19 protein-coding genes, 1 tRNA gene and 1 pseudogene are annotated in these 22,972 nt (G+C 73.8%); 13 read left to right on the top strand and 8 right to left on the bottom strand.

The genetic code is table 11. The features are described 5' to 3' along the window. Window positions 1-217: 217 nt before the first annotated feature. A tRNA-Arg gene (locus ACSHWO_RS22100) sits at window positions 218-290 on the top strand. A 152-nt stretch (window positions 291-442) separates the two neighbouring features. Here ACSHWO_RS22100 and ACSHWO_RS22095 read toward each other — a convergent pair. Then, window positions 443-1,993 carry an AMP-binding protein gene (locus ACSHWO_RS22095; protein WP_438314100.1) on the bottom strand — a complete coding sequence of 517 codons (1,551 nt, stop codon included), beginning with the start codon at window positions 1,991-1,993 and terminating at the stop codon, window positions 443-445. 182 nt (window positions 1,994-2,175) lie between these two features. On the opposite strand from ACSHWO_RS22095, the gene ACSHWO_RS22090 reads away from it, so the two are divergent. Next, window positions 2,176-2,928, top strand: a complete 753-nt coding sequence (locus tag ACSHWO_RS22090; protein ID WP_438314097.1) for a class I SAM-dependent methyltransferase — start codon at window positions 2,176-2,178, stop codon at window positions 2,926-2,928. Between the two features lie 43 nt (window positions 2,929-2,971). Here ACSHWO_RS22090 and ACSHWO_RS22085 read toward each other — a convergent pair. Beyond that, window positions 2,972-3,453 (bottom strand): annotated as a pseudogene (locus ACSHWO_RS22085) (phospholipase). A gap of 319 nt (window positions 3,454-3,772) precedes the next feature. Here ACSHWO_RS22085 and ACSHWO_RS22080 point away from each other — a divergent pair. Further along, window positions 3,773-4,354 (top strand): hypothetical protein, encoded by a 582-nt coding sequence (locus tag ACSHWO_RS22080; RefSeq protein ID WP_438314094.1) that lies wholly within the window; start codon window positions 3,773-3,775, stop codon window positions 4,352-4,354. 20 nt (window positions 4,355-4,374) lie between these two features. On the opposite strand, the gene ACSHWO_RS22075 is transcribed toward ACSHWO_RS22080, so the two are convergent. Beyond that, window positions 4,375-5,142: an alpha/beta fold hydrolase gene (locus ACSHWO_RS22075; RefSeq protein WP_438314091.1), complete on the bottom strand. Its 768-nt coding sequence runs from the start codon at window positions 5,140-5,142 to the stop codon at window positions 4,375-4,377. A 71-nt stretch (window positions 5,143-5,213) separates the two neighbouring features. Between ACSHWO_RS22075 and ACSHWO_RS22070 the strand changes: the two genes are divergently transcribed. The 5 genes from ACSHWO_RS22070 to ACSHWO_RS22050 all read left to right on the top strand — a co-directional run bounded on the left by ACSHWO_RS22070 (window position 5,214) and on the right by ACSHWO_RS22050 (window position 10,498). Beyond that, window positions 5,214-5,918, top strand: coding sequence for a 4'-phosphopantetheinyl transferase family protein (locus tag ACSHWO_RS22070; protein WP_438314088.1), 705 nt, complete (start codon window positions 5,214-5,216; stop codon window positions 5,916-5,918). Between the two features lie 137 nt (window positions 5,919-6,055). Further along, window positions 6,056-6,469: a GNAT family N-acetyltransferase gene (locus tag ACSHWO_RS22065; protein WP_361084298.1), complete on the top strand. Its 414-nt coding sequence runs from the start codon at window positions 6,056-6,058 to the stop codon at window positions 6,467-6,469. 77 nt (window positions 6,470-6,546) lie between these two features. Then, entirely contained in the window at window positions 6,547-7,746 is a 1,200-nt protein-coding gene (locus ACSHWO_RS22060) for a S8 family peptidase (RefSeq protein ID WP_438314085.1), read from the top strand. Window positions 7,747-7,985: 239 nt separating this feature from the next. Continuing rightward, on the top strand, window positions 7,986-9,278 hold the full coding sequence (locus ACSHWO_RS22055) for a hypothetical protein (RefSeq protein WP_438314082.1): 1,293 nt from the start codon (window positions 7,986-7,988) through the stop codon (window positions 9,276-9,278). A 143-nt stretch (window positions 9,279-9,421) separates the two neighbouring features. Next, window positions 9,422-10,498 (top strand): WxL protein peptidoglycan domain-containing protein, encoded by a 1,077-nt coding sequence (locus ACSHWO_RS22050; RefSeq protein ID WP_438314079.1) that lies wholly within the window; start codon window positions 9,422-9,424, stop codon window positions 10,496-10,498. 90 nt (window positions 10,499-10,588) lie between these two features. Here ACSHWO_RS22050 and ACSHWO_RS22045 read toward each other — a convergent pair whose 3' ends face one another. The 4 genes from ACSHWO_RS22045 to iolC are packed head-to-tail and all read right to left on the bottom strand — an operon-like array spanning window position 10,589 to window position 15,789. Then, on the bottom strand, window positions 10,589-12,088 hold the full coding sequence (locus tag ACSHWO_RS22045; protein WP_385847866.1) for a CoA-acylating methylmalonate-semialdehyde dehydrogenase: 1,500 nt from the start codon (window positions 12,086-12,088) through the stop codon (window positions 10,589-10,591). A gap of 13 nt (window positions 12,089-12,101) precedes the next feature. Then, a complete protein-coding gene (gene iolD / locus ACSHWO_RS22040; RefSeq protein WP_438314075.1) occupies window positions 12,102-13,970 on the bottom strand; it encodes a 3D-(3,5/4)-trihydroxycyclohexane-1,2-dione acylhydrolase (decyclizing) in 1,869 nt (622 codons plus the stop codon). Then, a complete protein-coding gene (gene iolB, locus ACSHWO_RS22035) occupies window positions 13,967-14,884 on the bottom strand; it encodes a 5-deoxy-glucuronate isomerase (RefSeq protein ID WP_438314072.1) in 918 nt (305 codons plus the stop codon). Before iolB ends, iolD begins: the two co-directional genes overlap by 4 nt. Beyond that, entirely contained in the window at window positions 14,881-15,789 is a 909-nt protein-coding gene (iolC, locus tag ACSHWO_RS22030; protein ID WP_385847914.1) for a 5-dehydro-2-deoxygluconokinase, read from the bottom strand. The genes iolB and iolC overlap by 4 nt, the downstream gene beginning before the upstream one ends. Window positions 15,790-15,870: 81 nt before the next feature. Between iolC and ACSHWO_RS22025 the strand changes: the two genes are divergently transcribed. The 5 genes from ACSHWO_RS22025 to ACSHWO_RS22005 all read left to right on the top strand — a co-directional run bounded on the left by ACSHWO_RS22025 (window position 15,871) and on the right by ACSHWO_RS22005 (window position 21,189). After that, window positions 15,871-16,785 (top strand): sugar phosphate isomerase/epimerase family protein, encoded by a 915-nt coding sequence (locus ACSHWO_RS22025; RefSeq protein ID WP_438314069.1) that lies wholly within the window; start codon window positions 15,871-15,873, stop codon window positions 16,783-16,785. Between the two features lie 66 nt (window positions 16,786-16,851). After that, window positions 16,852-17,862: a Gfo/Idh/MocA family protein gene (locus ACSHWO_RS22020; RefSeq protein WP_438314066.1), complete on the top strand. Its 1,011-nt coding sequence runs from the start codon at window positions 16,852-16,854 to the stop codon at window positions 17,860-17,862. 228 nt (window positions 17,863-18,090) lie between these two features. After that, window positions 18,091-18,288: a helix-turn-helix transcriptional regulator gene (locus tag ACSHWO_RS22015; RefSeq protein ID WP_361084325.1), complete on the top strand. Its 198-nt coding sequence runs from the start codon at window positions 18,091-18,093 to the stop codon at window positions 18,286-18,288. A gap of 214 nt (window positions 18,289-18,502) precedes the next feature. Next, on the top strand, window positions 18,503-18,736 hold the full coding sequence (locus tag ACSHWO_RS22010) for a heavy-metal-associated domain-containing protein (protein WP_361084328.1): 234 nt from the start codon (window positions 18,503-18,505) through the stop codon (window positions 18,734-18,736). 143 nt (window positions 18,737-18,879) lie between these two features. Continuing rightward, complete coding sequence (locus ACSHWO_RS22005) at window positions 18,880-21,189, top strand: heavy metal translocating P-type ATPase (protein WP_438314061.1); 2,310 nt, start codon at window positions 18,880-18,882, stop codon at window positions 21,187-21,189. A gap of 420 nt (window positions 21,190-21,609) precedes the next feature. Here the strand turns inward: ACSHWO_RS22005 and ACSHWO_RS22000 are convergent, their stop codons facing one another. Further along, complete coding sequence (locus ACSHWO_RS22000) at window positions 21,610-22,899, bottom strand: citrate synthase (protein WP_361084331.1); 1,290 nt, start codon at window positions 22,897-22,899, stop codon at window positions 21,610-21,612. Window positions 22,900-22,972 lie beyond the last annotated feature (73 nt).

The following is a 22,972-nucleotide window of genomic DNA, read 5'->3' as shown; positions in this document are numbered from 1 at the left end:
AGGCATAACGAGTGCACAACACCCAGGGCGCCGCGGCGCAAAAGCGGTGCGAGAATCGCACCTGCCTGCGATTATCGGGACCGCTTCACCGAACCTCCACATCGTGGCACGCGGGTGAAGCAACCGGGACAAGGCGACCGGAGCCCTATCCTTGACCCGGCACGGACGACAGTCCCACCCCCACCCCGGGGCTCCAGGCCACCACGGCCACCTTCCGGCCCCCGTAGCTCAGTGGATAGAGCAGGTGCCTTCTAAGCACTTGGCCGCAGGTTCGAGTCCTGCCGGGGGCGCTCTTCGGTTCATCATTTCGGGGCCCTCCCTTCGGGGAGGGCCTTCGTGCGTGTGGGTGGCGGCGCCGGCCCCCGCCGTCCCCCGGGCACGCCCGGCGCCCTCGTCCGCACGGATCGTGCGGTGGGGTGGGAATGGCCGGAAACGGACGCCCTCAGGGGGTCGCCGCCTGGGCGCGCAGGAGGCGTTTATCCGGTTTGCCCTGCGGGGTCAGGGGGATCTCCTCGCGCCAGAACACCGTTGTGGGGCGGTAGGCCGGTGCGAGGGTCCGCTCCACCAGGTCGCAGGCCTCGGCCGCCGCCGCGGCGTCGGGGATGCGGCCGGGCGCCGGGACCAGGAAGGCGCACACCTCCTCGCCCGTACGGGGGCTGGGGCGGCCCACAACGGCCGCCCGGGCGACCGCGGGATGCCGGGCCAGGGCTGCCTCCACCGGCAGGGTGTGGACGTTGTCCCCGTCGACCATCACCGCGTCGGCGATCCGGTCGTCGAGGTGCAGGTAGCCGTCCGGGTCGAGGTGCCCCAGGTCGCCGGTGCGCAGCCAGCCGTCCCGGATCGCGGCGGCCGTGAGATCGGGCCGCCCCCAGTAGCCGGTCATCATCGCCGCGGACCGCGTCCACACCTCGCCCGTCCGCCCCGCGGGCAGCGGCCGCCCGGCCGGGTCGCGCACCTCGACCTGCGCGCCTGCCGCCGGGCGCCCCACCGAGGAGAGCAGGCCGGGCCGGTCGGTGACGGCGGCTTCGTGGTCGGCGGCGGTGAGGCGGCAGATCACCGCGGACTCGTTCATCCCGTAGCCCTGCTGCCAGCGGCCGCCCCAGCGGGTGACCGCCTCCCGCAGCCGCTCGGGCAGGATCGGGGCGGCGCCGTACGAGATGACGCTCAGCCCGGGGATGCCGTCGGCGGTCGCCGGATCGTCCAGCAGCCGGTACACCATGCCGGGCATCAGGTACGTGGCCACGGGCCCCAGCCGCCGGCAGACGGCCGCGAAGGCGCCGGGCTCGAACGGCGTCAGGATCTCGGTCCGACCGCCGGAGCGGAGCTGCTCCAGGCAGCGTCCGCCGGCGCGGTGGGCGAGCGAGGTGACGGATACGTACGCCGGAGGGGCCTCGGTTTCGGCGGCGGGGCCGCTGCCCCCACCGGGTCGGCCACCGCCCGGGCCGGGCCGGTCGGCCTCGCGGCCCGCGCGGCCGTCGGAGCGGGCGGCGAGGGCCCGGAAGGTGGACGCCACGCCCTTCGGCACCCCGGTCGTACCGCCCGTGTACGTCACCCGGGCGATGTCGTCCTCCCGCGCGGCCACCGGCAGCGGCGCCGCCTCCCGCCCGGCCGCGGCCCGCAGCAGCCCGTCCAGGCCCAGCCGGGGCACGCCCGTGTCCGGGACGGGCACGTCGTGCACGACGAGGCCGGGGCGGCAGTCGCGCAGGACGAAGTCCACGCCGACCGTGTACGCGTCCGCGACCACCTGGGTCAGCCGCGCGCCCAGCAGGTGCGCCGCCAGCCGGACCTGCACCACCTCCGGCCGGTTGCCGCCGAAGACGCAGGCCAGCCCGGTGCCGCGGCCGACCCCGCGGTCCGCCAGCTCGCCCGCCAGCCGGTACACGAGGTCCAGCAGCCCGGAGAAGTCCAGCACCGCGCCGCCCGCCCCGAGCGCGGGCCGGGGCCCGTACCGCTCCAACGCCCCGACCAGGTCCGCGACGTACCGTGCCACCACGCCCGATCCCCTCCGTCCTCGCCGCCTTCGCCGCGTCGTCCGCCCTCGCCTCGGTGTCCGCCCGCGTGGAGGCGACCGTACAAGCTCCGCACCCGGTCCGGACCCGCCCGGTGGGGCAGCGGAGTCCGGTGCGGCAGCGCGGTGTTGACGCCGCGGGCGTCCGACGGCCGACGATGGGTGCCATGACGGACGCATCGGACGCATCCCGCGCACGCTCGTTCAGTTCCGCGGCCACGCGCTACGGCGACCACCGGCCCGCCTATCCGCCCGCGCTCCTCGACGCGGTGGAGGACCTCGCCGGGTTCCGGCTGGCCGGTGCCCGCGTCGCCGACGTCGGCGCCGGGACCGGCATCGCGACCGCCCTCCTCCGGGCCCGGGGCGCCCGGGTGGTGGCGGTCGAGCCCGGCGCGGGCATGGCCGCCGAGCTGCACCGCCGCCACCCGGAGGTGCAGCTCGTCCGCGGGGACGGCAACCGGCTGCCGTTCGCGTCGGGTTCCCTCGATCTGCTGACGTACGCGCAGTCCTGGCACTGGACCGACCCTTCCCGCTCGGGGCCCGAGGCGCTGCGCGTCCTGCGGCCCGGCGGGGCGCTGACCGTGTTCTCGAACGACCCGGACGTCGAGGTCGCGTGGATCGCCGGCCAGCAGGAGCGGATCGAGGCGGCCTTCGGGCCGGGCTGGTACCTCAACGAACGCGCCCGCCCGCAGGGCGGCCTGGAGTTCACCACGCGCCTGCTGCGCTGGTCGCGGCGCATCCCGGTCGACGCACACCTCGCCAAGCTGTCCACCCACTCCCTGTTCCTGATCGGCGCACCCGGCACGGACGCCTTCCTCGCCGCCGAACGGGAGCTGCTGCTGGAGCAGTTCCCGGCAGGCTGGGTCGAGGAGCACTACGTGGTGGACCTGAGCCTGGCGGTCCGGCCGGAGGCCGGGTGACGCCACCGGTCCCGCCCGCCGGGGGGACGGGCGGGACCGGTGGTCACGGGGAGGGACGTGGTCGGGGGGAGACACCGAAGGCCTTGACGGCCTGGTAGTAGGTCCAGGCGGTGCCGTCGCAGGAGGTCCTCCTGGCGCCCGCGTACGCGGCGCAGACCCGCATCAGGTCGGCGTGGAGGGCCTCGTCGAGACGGGACTTGTTGGCCGGGAAGGCGCCCGCCGCCTTGTAGTTGCGGTAGCCGAAGTCGTGGCGGGCGCACGCAGCCTGGAAGGGGAAGCCGAAGGGGTTGTCGGGCGAGGAGGAGCAGTAGTCCGTCGACCAGTCGAAGCCGTACGCCGCCCAGCGGCTCTGGTCGGCGCGCCCCGCGGTCCAGGCGTGGTAGCTGGTGGCGCTGGTCTGGGTCCAGCTGCTCACAGCACCTGCGGCTTGTCGGCCGGCGCGGCCGACGCGGGCGCCGCGAAGACGAGGACACCGGCCATGGCCGCGGTCGCGGAGGCGAGGACGGGAGCGGGACGGCGGCGCATGGGTTCCTCCAGGACGGAACTCGGGGAGACCGCCCCGGGCAACTCCGGCGGCGGGGACGGGCCCCAGGTGCGGAGGGGGCCGTTTCGCCGATCCCCACGACGCCTATAACGGAGCTCGCGGCCGCGGGTGTCGGACGGGCTGAGCGGGGGAGGGAGGGTGGGGTCGGGGGCGCGTGGGACGGCACGCGCCGGGTCGGAGGGGCCGGGCGCCGTAGTCGGACCAGTCCTCAGGTACCACTCGGCATCAGACCTCAGGCAGAGCCGACGTTCGTCCTGCGGAGGGACGCGCCCCTCGCACATCCTCCCGACACTGGGTCATATGAAGCGCCGTCCCCTCGTCATCGCCGCCGCCACCGTGGGAGTCCTCGCCACGGCAGCCTTCGCGCTGCCGCACCTCCCGCCCAACCCCGTGACCGACTCGATCAACGACCAGGTGTTCGAGGAGAAGAGCAGGCGGTACGCGACCGCCGCGGAGGCTCCCGTCACCGCCACCCCCGCGCCCGCGCCCGGCGGGCACTCGCGGGGCACGCCGGCCGCGTCTGCGTCTGCGCTGGCACTGCCGTCGTGGGTGCCGAAGGACGCCACGGACATACGCATACGGGCGCGCCGCACCGGCGAGGCCCGGCTGATCCGCTTCACGCTGGGGGCGACCCCCCTGAACGGGCCGCAGTGCACCACCGGCGTGCCGAAGCGGCTGCACGGGCGGGTGCTGGACGCCCGGTGGTGGCCGCGCGGTACCCGGGTCGAGGAGCAGCCCGAGTGCCGGGACGTCCACCAGTACCAGGTGAGCGTGCGCGGCAAGCGTGTCTACGCCTGGACCGACGGGACCCTCTCCCCCGGGGCGAAGGCGCCCGGGGCGAAGGCGCCCGTCCCGGCTGCGGTCGGCACTGCGGCCCGCTAGCGCACGGGCGCTCCAGGGCGTCAGGGCGTGAGCGCGGCCGCGGTGGCCCGGGCGAAGCCCTCCGGGTTGTCGAGCATGATGTTGTGCCCGCAGTCCGGGACGGGAACCACGGTGACGCCGGCGGCCTCCAGCTCCTCGGTCCCGGCGAGGGGGCCGTCCGCCTCGGGCAGCAGGTAGGTGCGCGGCACCTTCAGTTCGAGCAGGAGTTCCCGCATGGTCGGGGTCGTGCCCGCCGCGAGGTGGACGGCGGAGCGGTACAGGGCGGTGCGTCCGGCGAGCCGCATCGTGGACCACCAGTGCGCGCCCACCCGGTCGCGCACCTCGGCCCAGCCGCCGGCCAGGAACTCCTCCTCGGTGTAGGAGGCGATACCGCTGCTGCCGTTGGTCCGGGGAACGACCGGGACGGGGTCCAGGTTGGCGTCGACGAGAACAAGCCGGGAGACCAGCCGGGGGTGCCGGTGGGCGAGGACGATGGCGACGGCTCCGCCCATGCTGTGGGCTATCAGCTCGGCGCCGGCGACACCGGCCGCGTCGAGGGCGGCGGCGAGGGCGTCGGCGTGCGCTTCGAGGGTGTACGGGAACTGCTCGGGGCGGTCGCTGTGCCCGTGTCCGAGAAGGTCGACCAGCAGCGAGCGCCGCCCGGCCAGCAGCGGGTGGAAGGCGCTCGCCGTGAAGTAGGCGGGCGAGGTCGCCCCGAGCCCGTGCACGTAGACCCGGGCAGGCTCCGCGCCGGGCAGTTCGACCCAGCGGATCCGGTCGTCTTCCGGTGTGACGGCGGCACTTCGCACTCTGGCGCTCCCTTGATCGTCGGATGGCCGACCCTAACCGGGATGGTGCGCACCTCGTCTACTCTCATCGGGTGAGTACGTACGTGAACCGGCTCGGCGGGGATGCGCCACGCACCGGCGAGCCGCCCGCGGGGGAGGGCGTGGCGGTGTGGTCCCTCGACACCACCCTCGACGTGGTCGGCGGGCACCCCGTCGAGGAGGGCCTGTCGCTCCTCGACCAGGGTGAACGGGACCGGTGCGGCCGGTTCCTGCGGCCCCGCGACCGCCACCGGTACCTCGTCTCGCACGTCGCGTTGCGCGTGCTGCTGGGCGGCTACCTGGGTCTGGCCCCGCAGGAGGTCGCCCTGGTCCGGGAGGAGTGCCCGTGCTGCGGCGCGCCGCACGGCCGGCCCGCGGTGGCGGGCGGCGGCGTGCAGTTCTCGCTCTCGCACAGCGACGACCTGGCGTACCTGGCCTTCGCGGCGGTGCCCGTCGGTGTCGACGTGGAGGGGTACCCGAGCCCCGCGGCGGTGGCGGACATCCTGGGGACGCTGCACCCGGCGGAGACGGCGGAGCTGACGGGCGTGCCCGAGGCGGAGCGGCAGGCGCTGCTGGCCCGGCTGTGGGCCCGCAAGGAGGCCTGTCTCAAGGGCATCGGCACCGGGCTGGCCCGCGGGGTGGCCGAGCCCTACGTGGGCAGCGGCCCCGCCCCGGCGGAGGTCCCGGGCTGGCGACTGAAGGACCTCCCCGCCCCGGACGCGTACGCGGCGGCCCTCGCCGTCCGCACGCCCGCCTGACGGGAGACCGACCCCGGTCCGGTCCTGCCCCGGCCCGCCACACCGAACCGGCCGGCGCCGAAGCCCGTCCCGGCGGGCCGCCACGCCGCGGCTGCGGCAACGGCCCGTTCCCCGCACGGGCCGTTATCGTGACGGCCATGGACATCCGCCCCGCGCGCACCGTCGCCGAACTCCAGGCCGCGGAGGGCCTCTTCGACGGCCCCGTCCGCCTCGACCGGTCCGAGCGCTTCCTCTCAGCGCCGGGACACCTGATGCTCATCGCGTACGTCGACGACGTGCCCGCCGGCATGGTCACCGGGGTCGAGATGAACCACCCGGACAAGGGCTCCGAGATGTGCCTGTACGAGCTCTCCGTCGACGAGGGCTACCGTCGGCGCGGGATCGGCCGGGCCCTGACCGAGGCGCTCGCCGACGAGGCCAAGGCACGCGGCTGCTACGGCATGTGGGTGGGCGTCGACACCGACAACGAGGCCGCCCTGGCCACCTACTCCGCCGCCGGCGGCCGTGACGAGGGCGTCTTCGCCATGCGCGGCTGGCCCCTGTCGGACTGACTCCCCCGGCGGCGTGTCGTGCCGCCAGTCGGCGCACACTCCGCGCGCCGCGCCCCCGTCTGGCCGAGCATCGGCGCATGACCGCATTCACCGCCCTGCTCCCGGCCGCCGCCCTGCTGGCGGCGGTCACCGCCCTGCCCCCGCACCCCGCAGCCGCGTCCGCGCCCGCGCATGCCGGCGCCGGTAGCGGTGCCCGCGCCGCCTTCGTCGTGGTCCTGAAGGACGGCACCTCCCGCGCCGCGGCCGCCCGCGCCCTGGCCGCCGAGGCCGCGGACGCCGGCGACGAGGTCAGGGCCGTGTACGACACCGCGCTCAGCGGCTTCGCCGTGCGCACCACCGCCGCGCGGGCCGCTGCCCTGGCGGCCGATCCGCGGGTGGCCTCGGTGGAGCAGGACGCCGAGTTCCGGATCAGCGGGACGCAGAGCCCGGCGCCCTGGCCGCTGGACCGGATCGACCAGCCGGACCTGCCGGCGGACGGCTCGTACACGTACCGCGGCACGGGTCGGGGCGTCACCGCGTACGTCGTGGACAGCGGGATCAACACGCTCCACGAGGAGTTCGGGGGCCGGGCCCGGACCGGCTACAACGGGGTCTTCCTGGAGGGCTCGGCCGACTGCAACGGCCACGGCACGCATGTCGCGGGGACGCTGGGCGGCAAGGTGTACGGGGTCGCGAAGGAGGTCGCACTGGTCGCGGTGAAGGTGGCCAACTGCCGTGGGGACGCGACCCTCTCGGCCATCCTCGGCGGTCTGGAGTGGCTGGTGAGGGACGCGGCGAAGGCCCCGAGGACCCCGGCCGTCGCCAACATGAGCATGGGCGGCTCCCGCAGCTACGCCCTCGACGCGGCCGTCGCCCGGGCGGTGGCCGCCGGGATCACGTTCACCGCGGCCGCCGGGAACTCCGCCTCGAACGCCTGCGCCGGATCCCCCTCGGGGGCGTCCGCCGCCCTGACCGTGGGGGCGACGGACTCCGCCGACCGGTGGGCCCCGTTCTCCGACTACGGCTCCTGCGTGGACCTGTCCGCACCCGGCGTGTCCGTGGTGTCCGCCTGGAAGGACTCCCCCACCTCGCTCGCCCGCGCCTCCGGCACCTCCATGGCCGCCCCGCACGTGGCCGGCGTCGCCGCGCTGCTCCTCGCCGAAGGGCTCGCGGGCGGCACGGTGAGGACCCCGGCCGCGGTGGCCGACGCGCTGCTGCGCGGGGCCGTGCGCGGCCGGATCACCGGAGTCCCGGCCGGCACCTCCGACCTGCTGCTGAACGTTCCGGCAGCCGGCTGAGCCGCCCCGCGCACCACACGGGCCACCGGCACCGCATGGGCAGCACGCCGGCACCGCATGGGCAGCACGCCGGCATCGCGCCGAAACTGATGAGACATCAATTTCTGTGTGTTTCGGGCGAAAGGAAGTCATTGACTTCTCATGACCGCGACGCGTCAATGTCGGCCACCGCACCGGCTCGGCCTCCTCCCCACAGCGGGTGGGGGGAGGGGTTCGTCTGACGAAGGAGTCGCGACCCAGTGAGTACAACGTTCCGACGAAGAGTGCTGGCCGGGGTGGGCGCGCTGTCCCTGGCTCTGGCGGGCGGCGCGGTCGGCCTGGCCGGCACGGCACAGGCGGCGACCAGGACCACCCCCGTCTTCGAGAACTGCGACGCTCCGGCGCCGCAGCCGGACGGTTCGGGCACCCAGAACTACACGGTCACCCTGCCGGACACCGCCAAGGCCGGCGATGTCGTGCCCGTCACCATCGACCCGGGTGCGAGCCCGCTGATCCCCGGCTTCTCCGTGACCACGGTGAACACCACCAAGATCACCCTGAAGGTCGGGGCCACCACGCAGGTGGTCACCAGTCCGCCGGAGACCGTCAGCGTCGTGGCCGGCACCCCGCTCGACCCCAAGCCGTTCTCCGGGACCGTCAAGATCCCCGACGGCACCGAGGGGACCACGGTCGACGTCAAGCTCGACCTGGCCGTCACCGACGCCGACCTGAGCGGCTCGGTCTTCACCACGACGTGCACCCCGGCGCCCCGGCCGAGCGCCGCCGTCGGCTCGGTCGCCGTCGAGGCCCTGCCCAAGGACCCGGTCACCACCAGGCTGACGCCGAACAGCGGCAAGGCCGGTACCGCGGTCGTCGTGAACGGCGCCAACTTCCCGGCGGGCCCGGTCACCTGCTCCGCGCTGCTGGCGGGCGCGCCGACCGGCGACACCGGCACCGGTACGGCGGACGCGTCGGGCGCCGCGACCTGCAACGTCACCGTCACCAGGAAGGCCGACGCCCTCCGGATCGACGGCTCGGTCACGCCGTACAAGTCCTTCGTGTTCCTGGAGGAGCAGGCGGGCGTCAAGAACCCGATCGACATCGAGGTCCTCCCCGGCGCGCTCGCACTCGGCCCCAAGGACGGCCAGCCGGCCGTCTCCTTCCCCTCCGTCACCATCAACGGCAGGTCACAGTCGGTGGTCGGCGTCTTCAACGCCGCGACCGTCCAGGACTTCCGCGGCGGCACGCTCGGCTGGGACGTGACGGCGACCCGTACGCCGTTCCTGAACCAGACGACCGGCCACTCGATGGCGAGGGCGCAGCTCGGCATCCAGCCGTCCTGCACCGTGACGAACCCGGACAGCCCGAGCACCTGCACCGCGGGCGCGCCGGGCTCGATCACCGACACGCCGATGAAGGTGGCCTCGCAGGCGGCCGGCGGGGAGGAACTGACCGGCGGTGAGTTCGCCGTCGGCGGCGCCGGGATGATCCAGCTCCCGCCGTTCATGTTCGCCGACACCTACCAGACGGTCGTCACGTTCTCGATCGCCTGACCCGGCAAGGGCCCGCAGGACCCGGCCGGCCCGGGGTGGTGCGGCGCCGCGAGCGCCGCACCACCCCCCGTTTCCCGCACGTCCCGTGCACCCCCGTCCGACATCCCCCTCCGACGCCGACGCCGCCGCCGACGGGAGAGCCCATGCGCCGCCCCACCCGTACGACTCCGCCCGGCCCGCGCCGCCTCCCGCTCCTCGGCCTGCTGGCCCTGCTGGCGGCGCTGCTGCTGCCCACCGCCGGCGCCCACCCGGCCGCGGCCGCGGACAACGGCACCTGGGGGGTGTTCCCGACACCGCCGGCCGGCGCCGCGATGACCGACCGCGCCTACTTCTTCCACCAGGGGGCGGCGGGCACCACCGTCAGCGACAGCGTGACGGTCGTGAACTCCTCCGACCGGGAGCGGACGTTCCGGCTCTTCGCCACCGACGCCGTGAACACCCCGCTCGGCGGGGCCTTCGCCCTGCTGCCGGTGGACCGCGCACCGCAGGACGTCGGCGCGTGGGTCGCGCTGGCCCCGCAGGCCGCGACCACCGTGACCGTGCCGGCCCGGGGCCGCCTGGACGTCCCGTTCACCGTGCGGGTCCCGCAGGACGCCGCTCCCGGCGACCACGTCGGCGGCATCGTGGCGCTCGGCACCGAGGTGGAGGGCGTCCAGCAGGACGGCAGGGTGCAGGTGGGGGTCAAGCGGCAGGTCGGCGCCCGGCTGTACTTCCGCGTGCCGGGGCCGCTGGCGCCCGGGCTGAGCGTGGAGGACGTACGGGTGCGGCGGTCCGCACCACTGCTGCCGTGGGTCGGCGAGGCCCGCGCCACCGTCTCGTACACCCTGGTCAACCGCGGCAACGTGGTGGTCGAGCCGCGGGTGGCGGTCAGGGCCGAGGGCCTGTTCGGCCGCACCCTGCTGGACCGGCCGGCCCGCGAGCAGCGGCTGGTGCTGCTGCCGGGGCAACGCATCGAGCTGGCCGAGCCGTGGCCGGACGCACCGCAGTCGGACCGGGTCACCGTACGGGTCTCCGCGGGGGCGGCTGCCTACCCGGACCTGGCCGCGGAGTCCGTCGTACGGTTCACCGCCGTGCCGTGGCCGGCGCTCGCCCTGCTCCTGCTGCTCGCGGCCGGGGCCGTCACCGCCCGCGCCCTGCACCGCCGCCGCGGCGCATCCGCTCCGGACAGCGACACCGGCACCGACGCCGATCCCGCCCCGGACCTGGCCCCGACCCCCTGAACCGCGGGAACCCCGGCCGTGAGGGCGGCCGGGGCTCCCGCGGGGGTCCTGCGGGTCAGCGGGCGGGTCGGGGGCCCGCCCGCCGGCCGGTCAGTGGTTGCGGGGGAAGCCGAGGTCCACGCCGACCGGGGCCTCGGACGGGTCGGGCCAGCGGGTCGTGACGACCTTGCCCCGGGTGTAGAAGTGGATGCCGTCGTTGCCGTAGATGTGGTGGTCGCCGAAGAGGGAGTCCTTCCACCCGCCGAAGGAGTGGTAGCCCACCGGCACCGGGATCGGCACGTTGACGCCGACCATGCCCGCCTGGATCTCCAGCTGGAAGCGGCGGGCGGCGCCGCCGTCCCGGGTGAAGATCGCGGTGCCGTTGCCGAACGGCGAGGCGTTGATGAGGGCCACGCCCTCCTCGTAGGTCTCGGTGCGCAGCACGCACAGGACCGGGCCGAAGATCTCGTCGCGGTAGGCGTCGGAGTCGGTGCGGACGTGGTCGAGCAGGGACAGGCCGATCCAGTGGCCGTTCTCGTAGCCGTCGACCGTGTGGCCGGTGCCGTCGAGGACGACCTCGGCGCCCTGGTCGGCGGCGCCCTTGACGTACGAGGCGACCTTGTCGCGGTGGGCGGCCGTGATCAGCGGGCCCATCTCGGACGTGGGGTCGTTGCCCGGGCCGATCTTGATCTTCTCGGCGCGCTCGCGGATCTTCTCGACGAGGGCGTCGCCGATGGCGCCGACGGCCACGACCGCGGAGATCGCCATGCAGCGCTCGCCGGCCGAGCCGTAGGCGGCCGAGACCGCGGCGTCGGCGGCCGCGTCCAGGTCGGCGTCGGGCAGCACCAGCATGTGGTTCTTGGCACCGCCCAGGGCCTGGACGCGCTTGCCGTTGGCGGACGCGGTGGTGTGGATGTAGCGGGCGATGGGGGTGGAGCCGACGAAGGACACGGCCGCCACGTCCGGGTGCTCCAGCAGGGCGTCGACGGCGACCTTGTCGCCGTGCACCACGTTCAGCACGCCGTCCGGCAGGCCGGCCTCCCTGGCCAGCTCGGCCAGCTTGTTCGCGGCCGACGGGTCCTTCTCGCTCGGCTTGAGGACGAAGGTGTTGCCGCAGGCGACGGCCAGCGGGAACATCCACATCGGCACCATCGCCGGGAAGTTGAAGGGGGTGATGCCGGCGACCACGCCGATCGGCTGGCGGATGGCGGCGACGTCGACCCGGTTCGACACGGACGTCGACAGCTCGCCCTTGAGCTGGGTGGTGATCCCGCAGGCCAGTTCGACGATCTCCAGGCCGCGCGCGACCTCCCCGAGGGCGTCCGAGTGGACCTTGCCGTGCTCGGCGGTGATCAGCTCGGCGATCTCGTCGCGGTGCGCGTCGAGCAGCGCCCGGTAGGCGAAGAGCACCTTGGTGCGGGCGGCCAGCGAGGACTGGCCCCACGTCTCGAAGGCCTCCTTGGCGACCCGTACGGCCGCGTCGACCTCGGCCGTGGAGGCGAGGGCGACCTGCGTGGTGACCTCGCCGGTGGCGGGGTCGGTGACCGGGCCGTAGTTGCCCGACGCGCCCTCGACGGTCTTGCCACCGATCCAGTGGTTGACGGTCTTCATTGCCTTTGCTCCTTCACAGATGGCGACGTCGCTGAGCGGCTTGCCGGTCGTACTCCTCGCGGGCCCGGACCGCTGCCGCACGGGTCGCGGTCTCGGCCACAGGAACATCCCACCACGCCTGTGCCGGGGGCGGGCCCGACACAGTGTCGGGTGTTCGGGTCTGTGCGTAGACACATGTGGGACGGTCGGCCTCCCGCGCCTCGGCGAGGGCTTTGCGCAGGTCACCGATGGTGTGGGCGCGGATCACGGCCATTCCGAGGGAGGCGGCGTTGGCCGCCAGGTCCACCGGCAGGGGTGGTCCCGTGTACGAGCCGTCGTCCGCCCGGAAGCGGTACGCGGTCCCGAACCCCTCCCCGCCCACGGCGTCGGAGAGGCCGCCGATGGAGGCGTAGCCGTGGTTGTCGAGGACGACCACCTTGATCGGGACCCTCTCCTGCACCGCGGTGACGATCTCGGTGGGGTTCATCAGGTACGAGCCGTCGCCGACGAGCGCCCACACGGGCCGGTCGGGGTCGGCGAGGGCGACGCCGAGGGCGGCCGGGATCTCGTAGCCCATGCAGGAGTAGCCGTACTCGACGTGGTACTGGTGCGGGGAGCGGGCCCGCCAGAGCTTGTGCAGGTCGCCGGGGAGCGACCCGGCCGCGTTGATGACCACGTCGGTGTCGTCGACCAGGGCGTCGAGGGCGCCGAGTACCTGTGCCTGGGTGGGGCGGGCCGTGTCGTCGGGGGCGTGGAAGGCCTGGTCGACGAGGGCCTCCCAGGAGGTCTTGGCCTTGCGGTAGGTCTGCTCGTAGGCGGGGTCCACCCGGTGGCCGGCGAGCTCGGCGCGCAGCGCGTCCAGGGTTTCGCGGGCGTCGCCGACGAGGGGCAGCGCGGCCTGTTTGTGGGCGTCGTACGGGTCGAGGTTGAGGCCGAGGAAGCGGACCCCGGGGTCCTGGAAGAGGGTGGAGGAGGCGGTGGTGAAGTCGGTGAGCCGGGTGCCGGCGGCGATGACCAGGTCGGCGGCGCGCGCGAGGTCGTCGGCGGTGGCGGTGCCGGTGTGGCCGACGGCTCCGACCTCGGCCGGGTGGTCGTGGCGCAGCGCGCCCTTGCCTGCCTGGGTGGCGGCGACGGGGATGCCGGTGGCCTCGGCGAATGCGCGCAGGGCGTCCTCGGCGGCGCTGTGGTGGATGCCGCCGCCGGCGATCAGCAGGGGGCGGCGGGCGGCGCGGACGGCCTCGGCGGCGGCCCGCAGCTCGGCGGTTCCGGGCCGGGGCCGGCGTACGGTCCACACCCGCTCGGCGAAGAACTCCTCGGGCCAGTCGTAGGCCTCGGTCTGGACGTCCTGCGGCAGGGCCAGGGTCACGGCGCCGGTCTGCACGGGGTCGGCGAGGACCCGCATGGCCTGGAGGGCGGCCGGGACGAGGGCCTCGGGGCGGGTGACCCGGTCGAAGTGGCGGGAGACCGGCCGCAGGGCGTCGTTGACGGAGACGTCGCCCGCGTGGGGCACTTCGAGCTGCTGGAGCACGGGGTCGGCGGGCCGGGTGGCGAAGGTGTCGCCGGGCAGCAGGAGGACGGGGATCCGGTTGATGGTGGCGAGGGCGGCGCCGGTGACCAGGTTGGTGGCGCCCGGGCCGATGGAGGTGGTGACGGCGTGCGCGGAGAGCCGGCCGCTGTGGCGGGCGTAGCCGACGGCGGCGTGCACCATGGCCTGCTCGTTGCGGCCCTGGATGAAGGGCATGTCCGACCGGCCGGTCTCCAGGAGGGCCTGGCCGATGCCGGCGACGTTGCCGTGTCCGAAGATCCCCCAGGTGGCCGCGACCAGCCGCCGGCGGCGGCCGTCCCGCTCGGTGTACTGGCGGGTGAGGAAGCGGACGAGGGCCTGGGCGACGGTGAGCCTCATCGGGTCGGGTCCTCCGCTCGGTGGAAGGGCAGCCGGGGGTCCACGTCCTGGCCGGGCCAGGTGTCGCGGATCCAGGCGTGGTCGGGGTGGTCCCGGATCAGCCACTCCCGGGCCCGGTCCGGTCCGGCCATCACGTTGAGGTAGTACATGTCGTGTCCGGGGGCGGCGATGGACGGCCCGTGCCAGCCGTCCGGGATGAGGACCGCGTCACCGGTCCGCACCTCGGCGAGGACGTCGGTCTTCCCCGCCGGGGAGGGGCTGACACGCTGGTACCCGAAGCCGGGCGTGTCCCCGTGCGGGGCGATCTCGTAGTAGTAGACCTCCTCCAGGCGGGACTCCCGGCCGGGGTCGTGCTCGTCGTGCTTGTGCGGCGGGTACGAGGACCAGTTGCCGCCGGGGGTGAGCACCTCGACCGCGATGAGCCGGTCGCAGGCGAAGGCGTCGGCGGCGGCGAAGTTGTTGACCTGGCGGGAGCAGCGGCCGGCGCCGCGCAGTTCGACGGGGACGCCGCCGGCGGGACCGTAGCGGGCGGGCAGCACCCGCTCGCACACGGCGCCGGCCAGCGCGAACCGGCCTCCCCGCGGGGCGGTGATGCTGCTGCGGCTGTCGCGCGGCAGGTAGGCGAAGTCGCTGACCTCGTCGAAGACGCTGGCGCGGCCGCGCAGCTGGAACGTGCTGGTGCCGCCGCCCCCGCCGTCGCGCGGGCCCGACCCCGACTCCGGGTCCGGCTCCGCGCCCGCCCCGCCGCCCGACTCCGCGTCCGGCTCCGGCGAGGTGCAGCGGACCGCCGCCGGGCCGGCCAGCGGCAGGACGATCCACTCGCACTCCCCCGCCTCGTGCTCGTACGTCCCGCCGGGTTCGAGGGACAGGATGCGCAGCCGTGCGTGCGGCAGCGCGTGCTCGACCAGGGTCATCCGAGCAGCTCCTCGATCTCGGCGGGGAACGGCATGGCCGAGGAGCACGCCAGCCGGGAGGCGACGATCGCCCCGGCCGCGTTCGCGTACCGGAGCACCCGGGGCAGCTCCCAGCCCTCCAGCAGGCCGTGGCACAGCGCGCCGCCGAAGGCGTCGCCCGCGCCCAGCCCGTTGACCACCTCCACCTCCAGGGGTGGGGCCTCGGCCACGGTCCCGTCGCGGTGCACGGCCAGGACGCCGTCCGGACCCCGCTTGACGACGGCGAGTTCGACCCCGGCCGCCAGCAGCGCCCGGGCCGCCGCGTACGGGTCGGACTCCCCGGTCGCGACCTCGCACTCCTGCGTGTTGCCGACGGCCACCGTGGCCAGGCCCAGGGCCTGCGCGTAGGGCTTCGCCGGGTCCTCCTCCCACAGCATGGGCCGCCAGTCCAGGTCGAAGACGGTGATCCCGGCCTTGGCCCGGGCTTCGAGGGCGGCCAGCGTCGCGGCCCGGCTCGGCTGCGCGCTCAGGCCCGTGCCCGTCATCCAGAACACGCGGGCCGCCCGCAGTGCGGCGGGGTCGAGTTCGTCGGCCGCGATCTCCAGGTCCGGCGCCTTGGGCAGGCGGTAGAAGTACAGCGGGAAGTGATCGGGCGGGAACACCTCGCAGAACGTCAGCGGGGTCGGGTACGCGGCCACTTCGCTCAGCCAGCGGTCGTCGACCCCGAACCGCCGCAGCTCGGCCCGCAGGTACGCCCCGAAGGGGTCCGCGCCGGTCCGGCTGATCAGCGCGGCGCGCCGGCCGAGCCGTGCGGCGGCGACGGCCACGTTGGCGGGCGAGCCGCCCAGGAACTTCCCGAAGGTGTCCGCCTCCGCCAGCGGTACGCCCGTTCTGAGCGGGTAGAGATCCACCCCGATCCGCCCCATCGTGATGAGGTCGAAAACGACATCCCCGGCTGTGGTCACAGTCAAGTCCTCCCACTCGTCTCGCACCCTAAGGTGGCCGTCATGACGTCCTCCCCGCCCGCGTTGACCCGTATCCGCATCGGTTCGGCTCCGGACTCGTGGGGTGTCTGGTTTCCCGAAGATCCGCAGCAGACCCCGTGGAACCGCTTCCTCGACGAGGTCGCCGGGGCCGGGTACGAGTGGATCGAGCTCGGCCCGTACGGCTACCTCCCCACCGATCCCGCCCGGCTCGCCGACGAGACCGCGAGGCGGGGCCTGCGCGTCAGCGCGGGCACCGTCTTCACCGGACTCCATCACGGGCCCGCCGTGTGGGAGGAGACCTGGGAGCACGTGTCGCGGATCGCCGCACTGACCGGGGCCATGGGCGCGGAGCACCTGGTCGTCATCCCGTCCTTCTGGCGGGACGACAAGACCGGCAAGGTGCTGGAGGACCGGGAACTCACTGCCGGGCAATGGCGCGAACTGACCGCGCAGACCGAACGGCTGGGCCGGGAGGTGCGGGAGCGGTACGGATTGCGGATCGTGGTCCACCCGCACGCCGACACGCACGTCGACACCGCCGCGAACGTGGCCCGCTTCCTGGACGCCACCGACCCCGACCTGGTCTCCCTCTGCCTGGACACCGGGCACTACGCATACTGCGGCGGCGACAGCGTCCGGGCGATCGAGACGTTCGGCGAGCGGATCGGCTACCTGCACCTGAAGCAGGTCGACCCGCGGATCCTGGCCGAAGTCGTCGCGCAGGAGCTGCCGTTCGGCCCGGCCGTCGCCCGGGGCGTGATGTGCGAACCGCCGGCGGGCGTGCCCGCGCTGGAGCCCGTGCTCGCGGCCGCCCAGCGGCTCGGTGTGGACCTCTTCGCCATCGTGGAGCAGGACATGTACCCCTGCCCGCCCGACCGCCCGCTGCCGATCGCCCGCCGCACCCGCGCCTACCTGCGCTCCTGCGGCGCCCGTTGACCGCAGGGCCCCGGCAGTCCGACAGCCGACCACTGACCGCTGACCGCCCGCCTGGAGGGAAACGACATGAGCACGCTCGGCATCGCCGTCATCGGGACCGGGAAGATGGGCTCCGACCACGTCCGCCGGATCGGGCGGACGGTCGGCGGGGCCCGGGTGGTCGCCGTGGCCGACCCGGACGGGGACCGGGCCAAGGAGGTCGCGGCCGGCCTGGACGGGGTGAGCGCCCACACGGACGCCGCCGCCGCGGTCGCCGCGCCCGGGGTGCAGGCCGTCCTGATCGCCTCGCCCGGGGCCGCGCACGAGGAGGCCATCGGGCTGGCCCTGGAGCGGAGGCTGCCGGTGCTCTGTGAGAAGCCGATGACGCCGGACACCGCGGGGGCGCTGCGCGTGATGGAGGCCGAGCAGCGGCTGGGCCGGCGCCTGGTGCAGGTGGGGTTCATGAGGCGGCACGACACGGAGTACGAGGAGCTCAAGGAGCTGCTGGACGCGGGCGGGATCGGTCGGCCCCTGTTCCTGCACTGCCGGCACCGCAACGCCACCTCCCTGCCCTTCTTCACCAGCGACAGCCTGATCAACGACTCCCTGGTACACGAGGTCGACGCGACCCGCTGGCTGCTGGGGCAGGAGATCACCGCGGTGTCGGTGTTCTCCCCGCCGCCGACGTCGGCGGCCCCGGCGGAGCTGCACGATCCCCGGTTCGTCCTGATGGAGACCTCCGGCGGGACCCTCGTCGACGTGGAGGTCTTCGTCAACTGCGGCTTCGGCTACGAGGTCCGGTGCGAGGCGGTGGGCGAGTCGGGCAGCGCCTCCATCGGCGAGGTGCGGGCGATGACCCTCCGGCGGGCGGGCGCCCGGTCCGGCGCGATCCCGCAGGACTTCACCGTCCGCTTCGCCGACGCGTACGACCGCCAGTTGCGGCGGTGGGTGGCCGCGGCCGCCCGGGGCGGGGTCGACGGGCCCGATGCGTGGGACGGCTACGCGGCGGCGGCCGTCTGCGAGGCCGGGGTGGCCGCGTCGCGCAGTGGGGCCCGTACCCCGGTGGAGCTGGTGGAGCGGCCGGCCCTGTACCGCTGAGCCGCGGGGTGGGGCGCCCCCGGGTGCCCCACTCGTCACAGGAATCCCCCGCGGCTCAGGTATGTCCGCATGAGGCCATCTTTTCGTCACAGGCATTCGACAAGCCCTCCCCCGCCCCCGCACCGCGTCGTTGTCCGGGCACCAACCGAGTGATCGTCTGTGTCCACGCGCCGGCTCCCCCCGACGGCCTTCCGGCCGGCCCGCCACGTGGACGAGGAGGTGTCGTCGATGAGCGACGGACAGCTGTGGTCGTACAAGGAGATCGCCGCCCACATCCGGGTCAAGCCGGACTCGGTCCGCTCGTACCGCAAGCACGGACTGCTTCCCGCACCCGACCACGTGGAGGGCGGCAAGCCCTACTGGCTCGCCGACACGATCCGGGCGTGGGCGGCCCGCCGCCCCGGCAACCGGCGCCGCGGCGACTGACCCGGCCGCCCGCGCCCCTCCCCCACCGCCCCGTCCGGGATCACCCGGGCGGGGTCCGTCGTACCGGACCGCCGCACCGGGAAATCGCCGGCACCTCTCGCATTCATACCCCCTAGGGGTATAGTCTCGGAGTGTCGGGAGGACGGTGGAGTGACAGCCCCGCTGCCACACCCCTTCCGGCAGCACCGGACGCACCTTCGAAGAGGAGAACGACATGACCGCCGAGACGGACACCCGGACCACCACCGTCTACCGGGTGACGGGCATGACCTGCGGCCACTGCGAGGGCGCGGTGACCACCGAGCTCTCCGCCCTGCCGGGCGTCACCTCGGTCAAGGCCGTCGCCGCGACCGGCGAGGTCACCGTGGTCTCCGCGGCGCCGCTCGCGGACGAGGACGTCCGCGCCGCCGTCGACGAGGCCGGTTACGAGTTGACCGGCCGCGCCTGAGGCCCAAGGCCTCCGCGGCAGGGCTCCCGAGTACTTCGAGCACCCCTGACGCACTTCCCGCACCTGCACAGCAGCACCCGACCGGGCCGTACCTCCAGCTCATACTGGATCCGTACGGCCCGGACCCCCCTTGGAGCCGGATCATGAGCATGAGCACGAGTACGAGCAGCAGTACGGTGCACGACGGACCCATAGCGGCGGCGCCCGCCGGCACCACCGAGGTCGAGCTGACGGTCGGTGGGATGACCTGCGCCTCCTGCGCGGCCCGCATCGAGAAGAAGCTCAACCGGATGGACGGCGTCAGCGCCACGGTGAACTACGCCACCGAGAAGGCGCGGGTCTCCTACGGCCCCGGCACCTCGGTGGCCGATCTGATCGCCACCGTCGTCAAGACCGGGTACACCGCCGAGGAGCCCCCTGCGCCGACCCCGCTGCCCGAGGCCGAAGCGGAAGCGGAAGCAGAGGCCCCGAAGCGGGCTACGGACCCCGAGACGGCCGCCCTGCGCCAGCGGCTGCTGGTCTCCGCCGCGCTCTCCCTGCCCGTCGTCCTGCTCGCCATGGTCCCGGCCCTCCAGTTCGACAACTGGCAGTGGCTCTCGCTCACCCTCGCCGCCCCCGTGGTCGTCTGGGGCGCGCTGCCCTTCCACCGGGCCGCCTGGACCAACGCCCGGCACGGCGCCGCCACCATGGACACCCTGGTCTCCGTCGGCACGCTCGCCGCCTTCACCTGGTCCTTGTGGGCCCTGTTCTTCGGCCACGCCGGCATGCCCGGCATGCGCCACGGCTTCGACCTCACGGTCTCCCGCGCCGACGGCGCCTCCACCGTCTACCTGGAGGTCGCCGCCGGCGTCGTCAGCTTCATCCTGCTCGGCCGATACCTGGAGGCCCGCTCGAAGCGGAAGGCGGGCGCCGCGCTGAGGGCCCTGATGGAGCTCGGCGCCAAGGACGTCGCCGTGCTGCGCGGCGGCCGGGAGGTGCGGATCCCCGTGAGCGCCCTCGCGGTCGGCGACCGGTTCGTCGTCCGCCCCGGCGAGAAGATCGCCACCGACGGCACGGTCGTCGAGGGCAGCTCCGCCGTGGACGCCTCCATGCTGACCGGCGAGTCGGTCCCGGTGGACACGGGCGTCGGCGACGCCGTCACCGGCGCCACCGTCAACACCTCCGGCCGCCTCGTCGTCGAGGCCACCCGGATCGGCGCCGACACCCAGCTGGCCCGCATGGCCAAGCTCGTCGAGGACGCGCAGAACGGCAAGGCCGAGGTGCAGCGGCTCGCCGACCGGATCTCCGGGATCTTCGTCCCCGTCGTCCTGCTCCTGGCCCTCGGCACCTGGGTCACCTGGCTGCTGCTGACCGACGACGCCACCGCCGCCTTCACCGCCGCCGTGGCCGTCCTGATCATCGCCTGCCCCTGCGCCCTGGGCCTCGCCACCCCGACCGCGCTGATGGTCGGTACCGGGCGCGGCGCCCAGCTGGGCATCCTGATCAAGGGACCCGAGGTGCTGGAGTCCACCCGCCGCGTCGACACGGTCGTCCTCGACAAGACCGGGACGGTCACCACGGGCCGGATGGCCCTGGTCGGCGTCCACCCCGCCGATGGCACGGACGAGGCGGAGCTGCTGCGCCTGGCCGGCTCCCTGGAGCACGCCTCCGAGCACCCGATCGCCCGGGCCATCGCCTCCGGGGCGGCCGAGCGGGCCGGCGCGCTGCCGGTCCCGGAGTCCTTCGAGAACCTCGCCGGGCTCGGCGTCCAGGGCGTCGTGGAGGGCCACGCCGTCCTGGTGGGTCGCCCCCGGCTGCTCGAGGACTGGTCGATGCCCCTGCCGGAGGGGCTCGCCGAGGCCAAGGCGGCCTCGGAGGCCGAGGGCAGCACCGCCGTCCTGGTGGCCTGGGACGGTGCGGCGCGCGGGGTCCTGACGGTGGCCGACGCGGTGAAGGACACCAGCGCGGAGGCGGTCTCCCGGCTGCGGGCGCTGGGCCTCACGCCGGTCCTGCTGACCGGTGACAACCGGGCCGTGGCCGAGACGGTGGCCCGTGAGGTGGGCATCGACGAGGTGATCGCCGAGGTGCTCCCCCAGGACAAGGCCGACGTCGTACGCCGCCTGCAGGCCGAGGGGCGTACGGTCGCCATGGTCGGCGACGGCGTCAACGACGCGGCCGCGCTCGCCCAAGCCGACCTGGGCCTGGCCATGGGCACCGGTACGGACGCCGCCATCGAGGCGAGCGACCTGACCCTGGTGCGCGGGGACCTGCGGGTCGCGGCGGACGCGATCCGGCTCTCGCGCCGCACCCTCGGCACCATCAAGGGCAACCTGTTCTGGGCCTTCGGCTACAACGTGGCGGCGCTGCCGCTCGCCGCGGCCGGCCTGCTCAACCCGATGATCGCGGGGGCAGCGATGGCTTTCTCCTCGGTTTTCGTGGTGACGAACAGCCTGCGACTGCGATCCTTCCGCTGAGGCCATTCTCCTCACTCTGCACACACTTCCTTCACAGGAGACGCAGATCACACTGTTGACAACGTAACCATCGGGCCCCTCAGTGGGTCTAATGGGGCGATGCCGGAACGTCTTGGGGGACGTTCGACGGGGGTCTTGGGGGACATCCGTGGCATCGGCCGGCCGGGACGCGTGCTCAACGGGGTGCTTTGAGCGGCCCTCCCGACCCGTGCGGGTCCCGGCAGACACCCGACCGGAGCGCAACCGGCCTGCGCTCCTCGCCGACACCCGGCTCGGATCCCGTGGGGGGAATCCGGTGCCGGGGACAGGAAAAGCGCCCCGACCGTCGACCCGTGGGGGGATCGACGGCGGGGCGCTTTTCGCTGCTCCGGGACCGGGCCGGCCGCGTACGGCCGGCCCGACGGCTCGGGACCGCTGGGGTCAGCGGGCCTCGACCGGCACGAAGTCGCGCTCGACGACACCGGTGTAGATCTGGCGCGGGCGGCCGATGCGGGAACCCGGCTCCTTGATCATCTCGTGCCACTGGGCGATCCAGCCGGGCAGCCGGCCGAGCGCGAAGAGCACGGTGAACATCTCGGTCGGGAAGCCCATGGCGCGGTAGATCAGACCCGTGTAGAAGTCCACGTTCGGGTACAGGTTGCGCTGGACGAAGTAGTCGTCGGAGAGCGCGTGCTCTTCGAGCTTCAGGGCGATGTCGAGCAGCTCGTCGGACTTGCCGAGGGCCGAGAGGACATCGTGGGCCGCAGCCTTGATGATCTTCGCGCGGGGGTCGAAGCTCTTGTAGACGCGGTGGCCGAAGCCCATCAGGCGGACGCCGTCCTCCTTGTTCTTCACCTTGTTGATGAAGGAGTCGACGTCGCCACCGTTGGCCTGGATGCCCTCGAGCATCTCCAGCACGGACTGGTTGGCGCCACCGTGCAGCGGGCCCCACAGGGCCGAGATGCCGGCGGAGATCGAGGCGAACATGTTCGCCTGCGAGGAGCCCACCAGGCGGACCGTGGAGGTGGAGCAGTTCTGCTCGTGGTCCGCGTGCAGGATCAGCAGCTTGTCGAGCGCGGAGACCACGACCGGGTCCAGCTCGTACTCCTGGGCCGGCACGGAGAAGGTCATGCGCAGGAAGTTCTCGACGTAGCCGAGGTCGTTGCGCGGGTACACGACCGGGTGGCCGACCGACTTCTTGAACGCGTAGGCCGCGATCGTCGGCAGCTTGGCCAGCAGGCGGATCGTCGAGAGGTGGCGCTGCTTCTCGTCGAACGGGTTGTGGCTGTCCTGGTAGAACGTCGACAGCGCGCTGACCACGGAGGACAGCATGGCCATCGGGTGCGCGTCGCGCGGGAAGCCGTCGTAGAACCGCTTGACGTCCTCGTGCAGCAGGGTGTGCTGGGTGATCTCGTTGCGGAACGTCGCGAGCTGGTCGACGGTCGGCAGCTCACCATTGATCAGCAGGTACGCGACCTCAAGGAAGGTCGAGCGCTCGGCCAGCTGCTCGATCGGGTAGCCGCGGTAGCGCAGGATGCCCTGCTCACCGTCGAGGTAGGTGATCGCGGACTTGTAGGCGGCGGTGTTGCCGTAACCGCTGTCCAAGGTGACGAGCCCGGTCTGGGCCCTCAGCTTCGAGATGTCGAAGCCCTGGTCACCGACGGTGCTCTCGACCACCGGGTAGGTGTATTCACCGTCCGCGTACCGGAGTACTACAGAGTTGTCGCTCACGTCATCCCTCACCGACGTAGTGCCTCTTCTTCGAGGTGCCCTGACTTCCTCTACCTTCCCCCATTTGGCGCAG

Origin of the sequence: Streptomyces pallidus (ex Mingjun et al. 2026) (genome assembly GCF_051550185.1) — a bacterium.
Lineage (GTDB): Bacteria > Actinomycetota > Actinomycetes > Streptomycetales > Streptomycetaceae > Streptomyces.
Note: the sequence above shows the minus strand (reverse complement) of the source record. Positions and strands in the feature narration are given on the sequence as shown.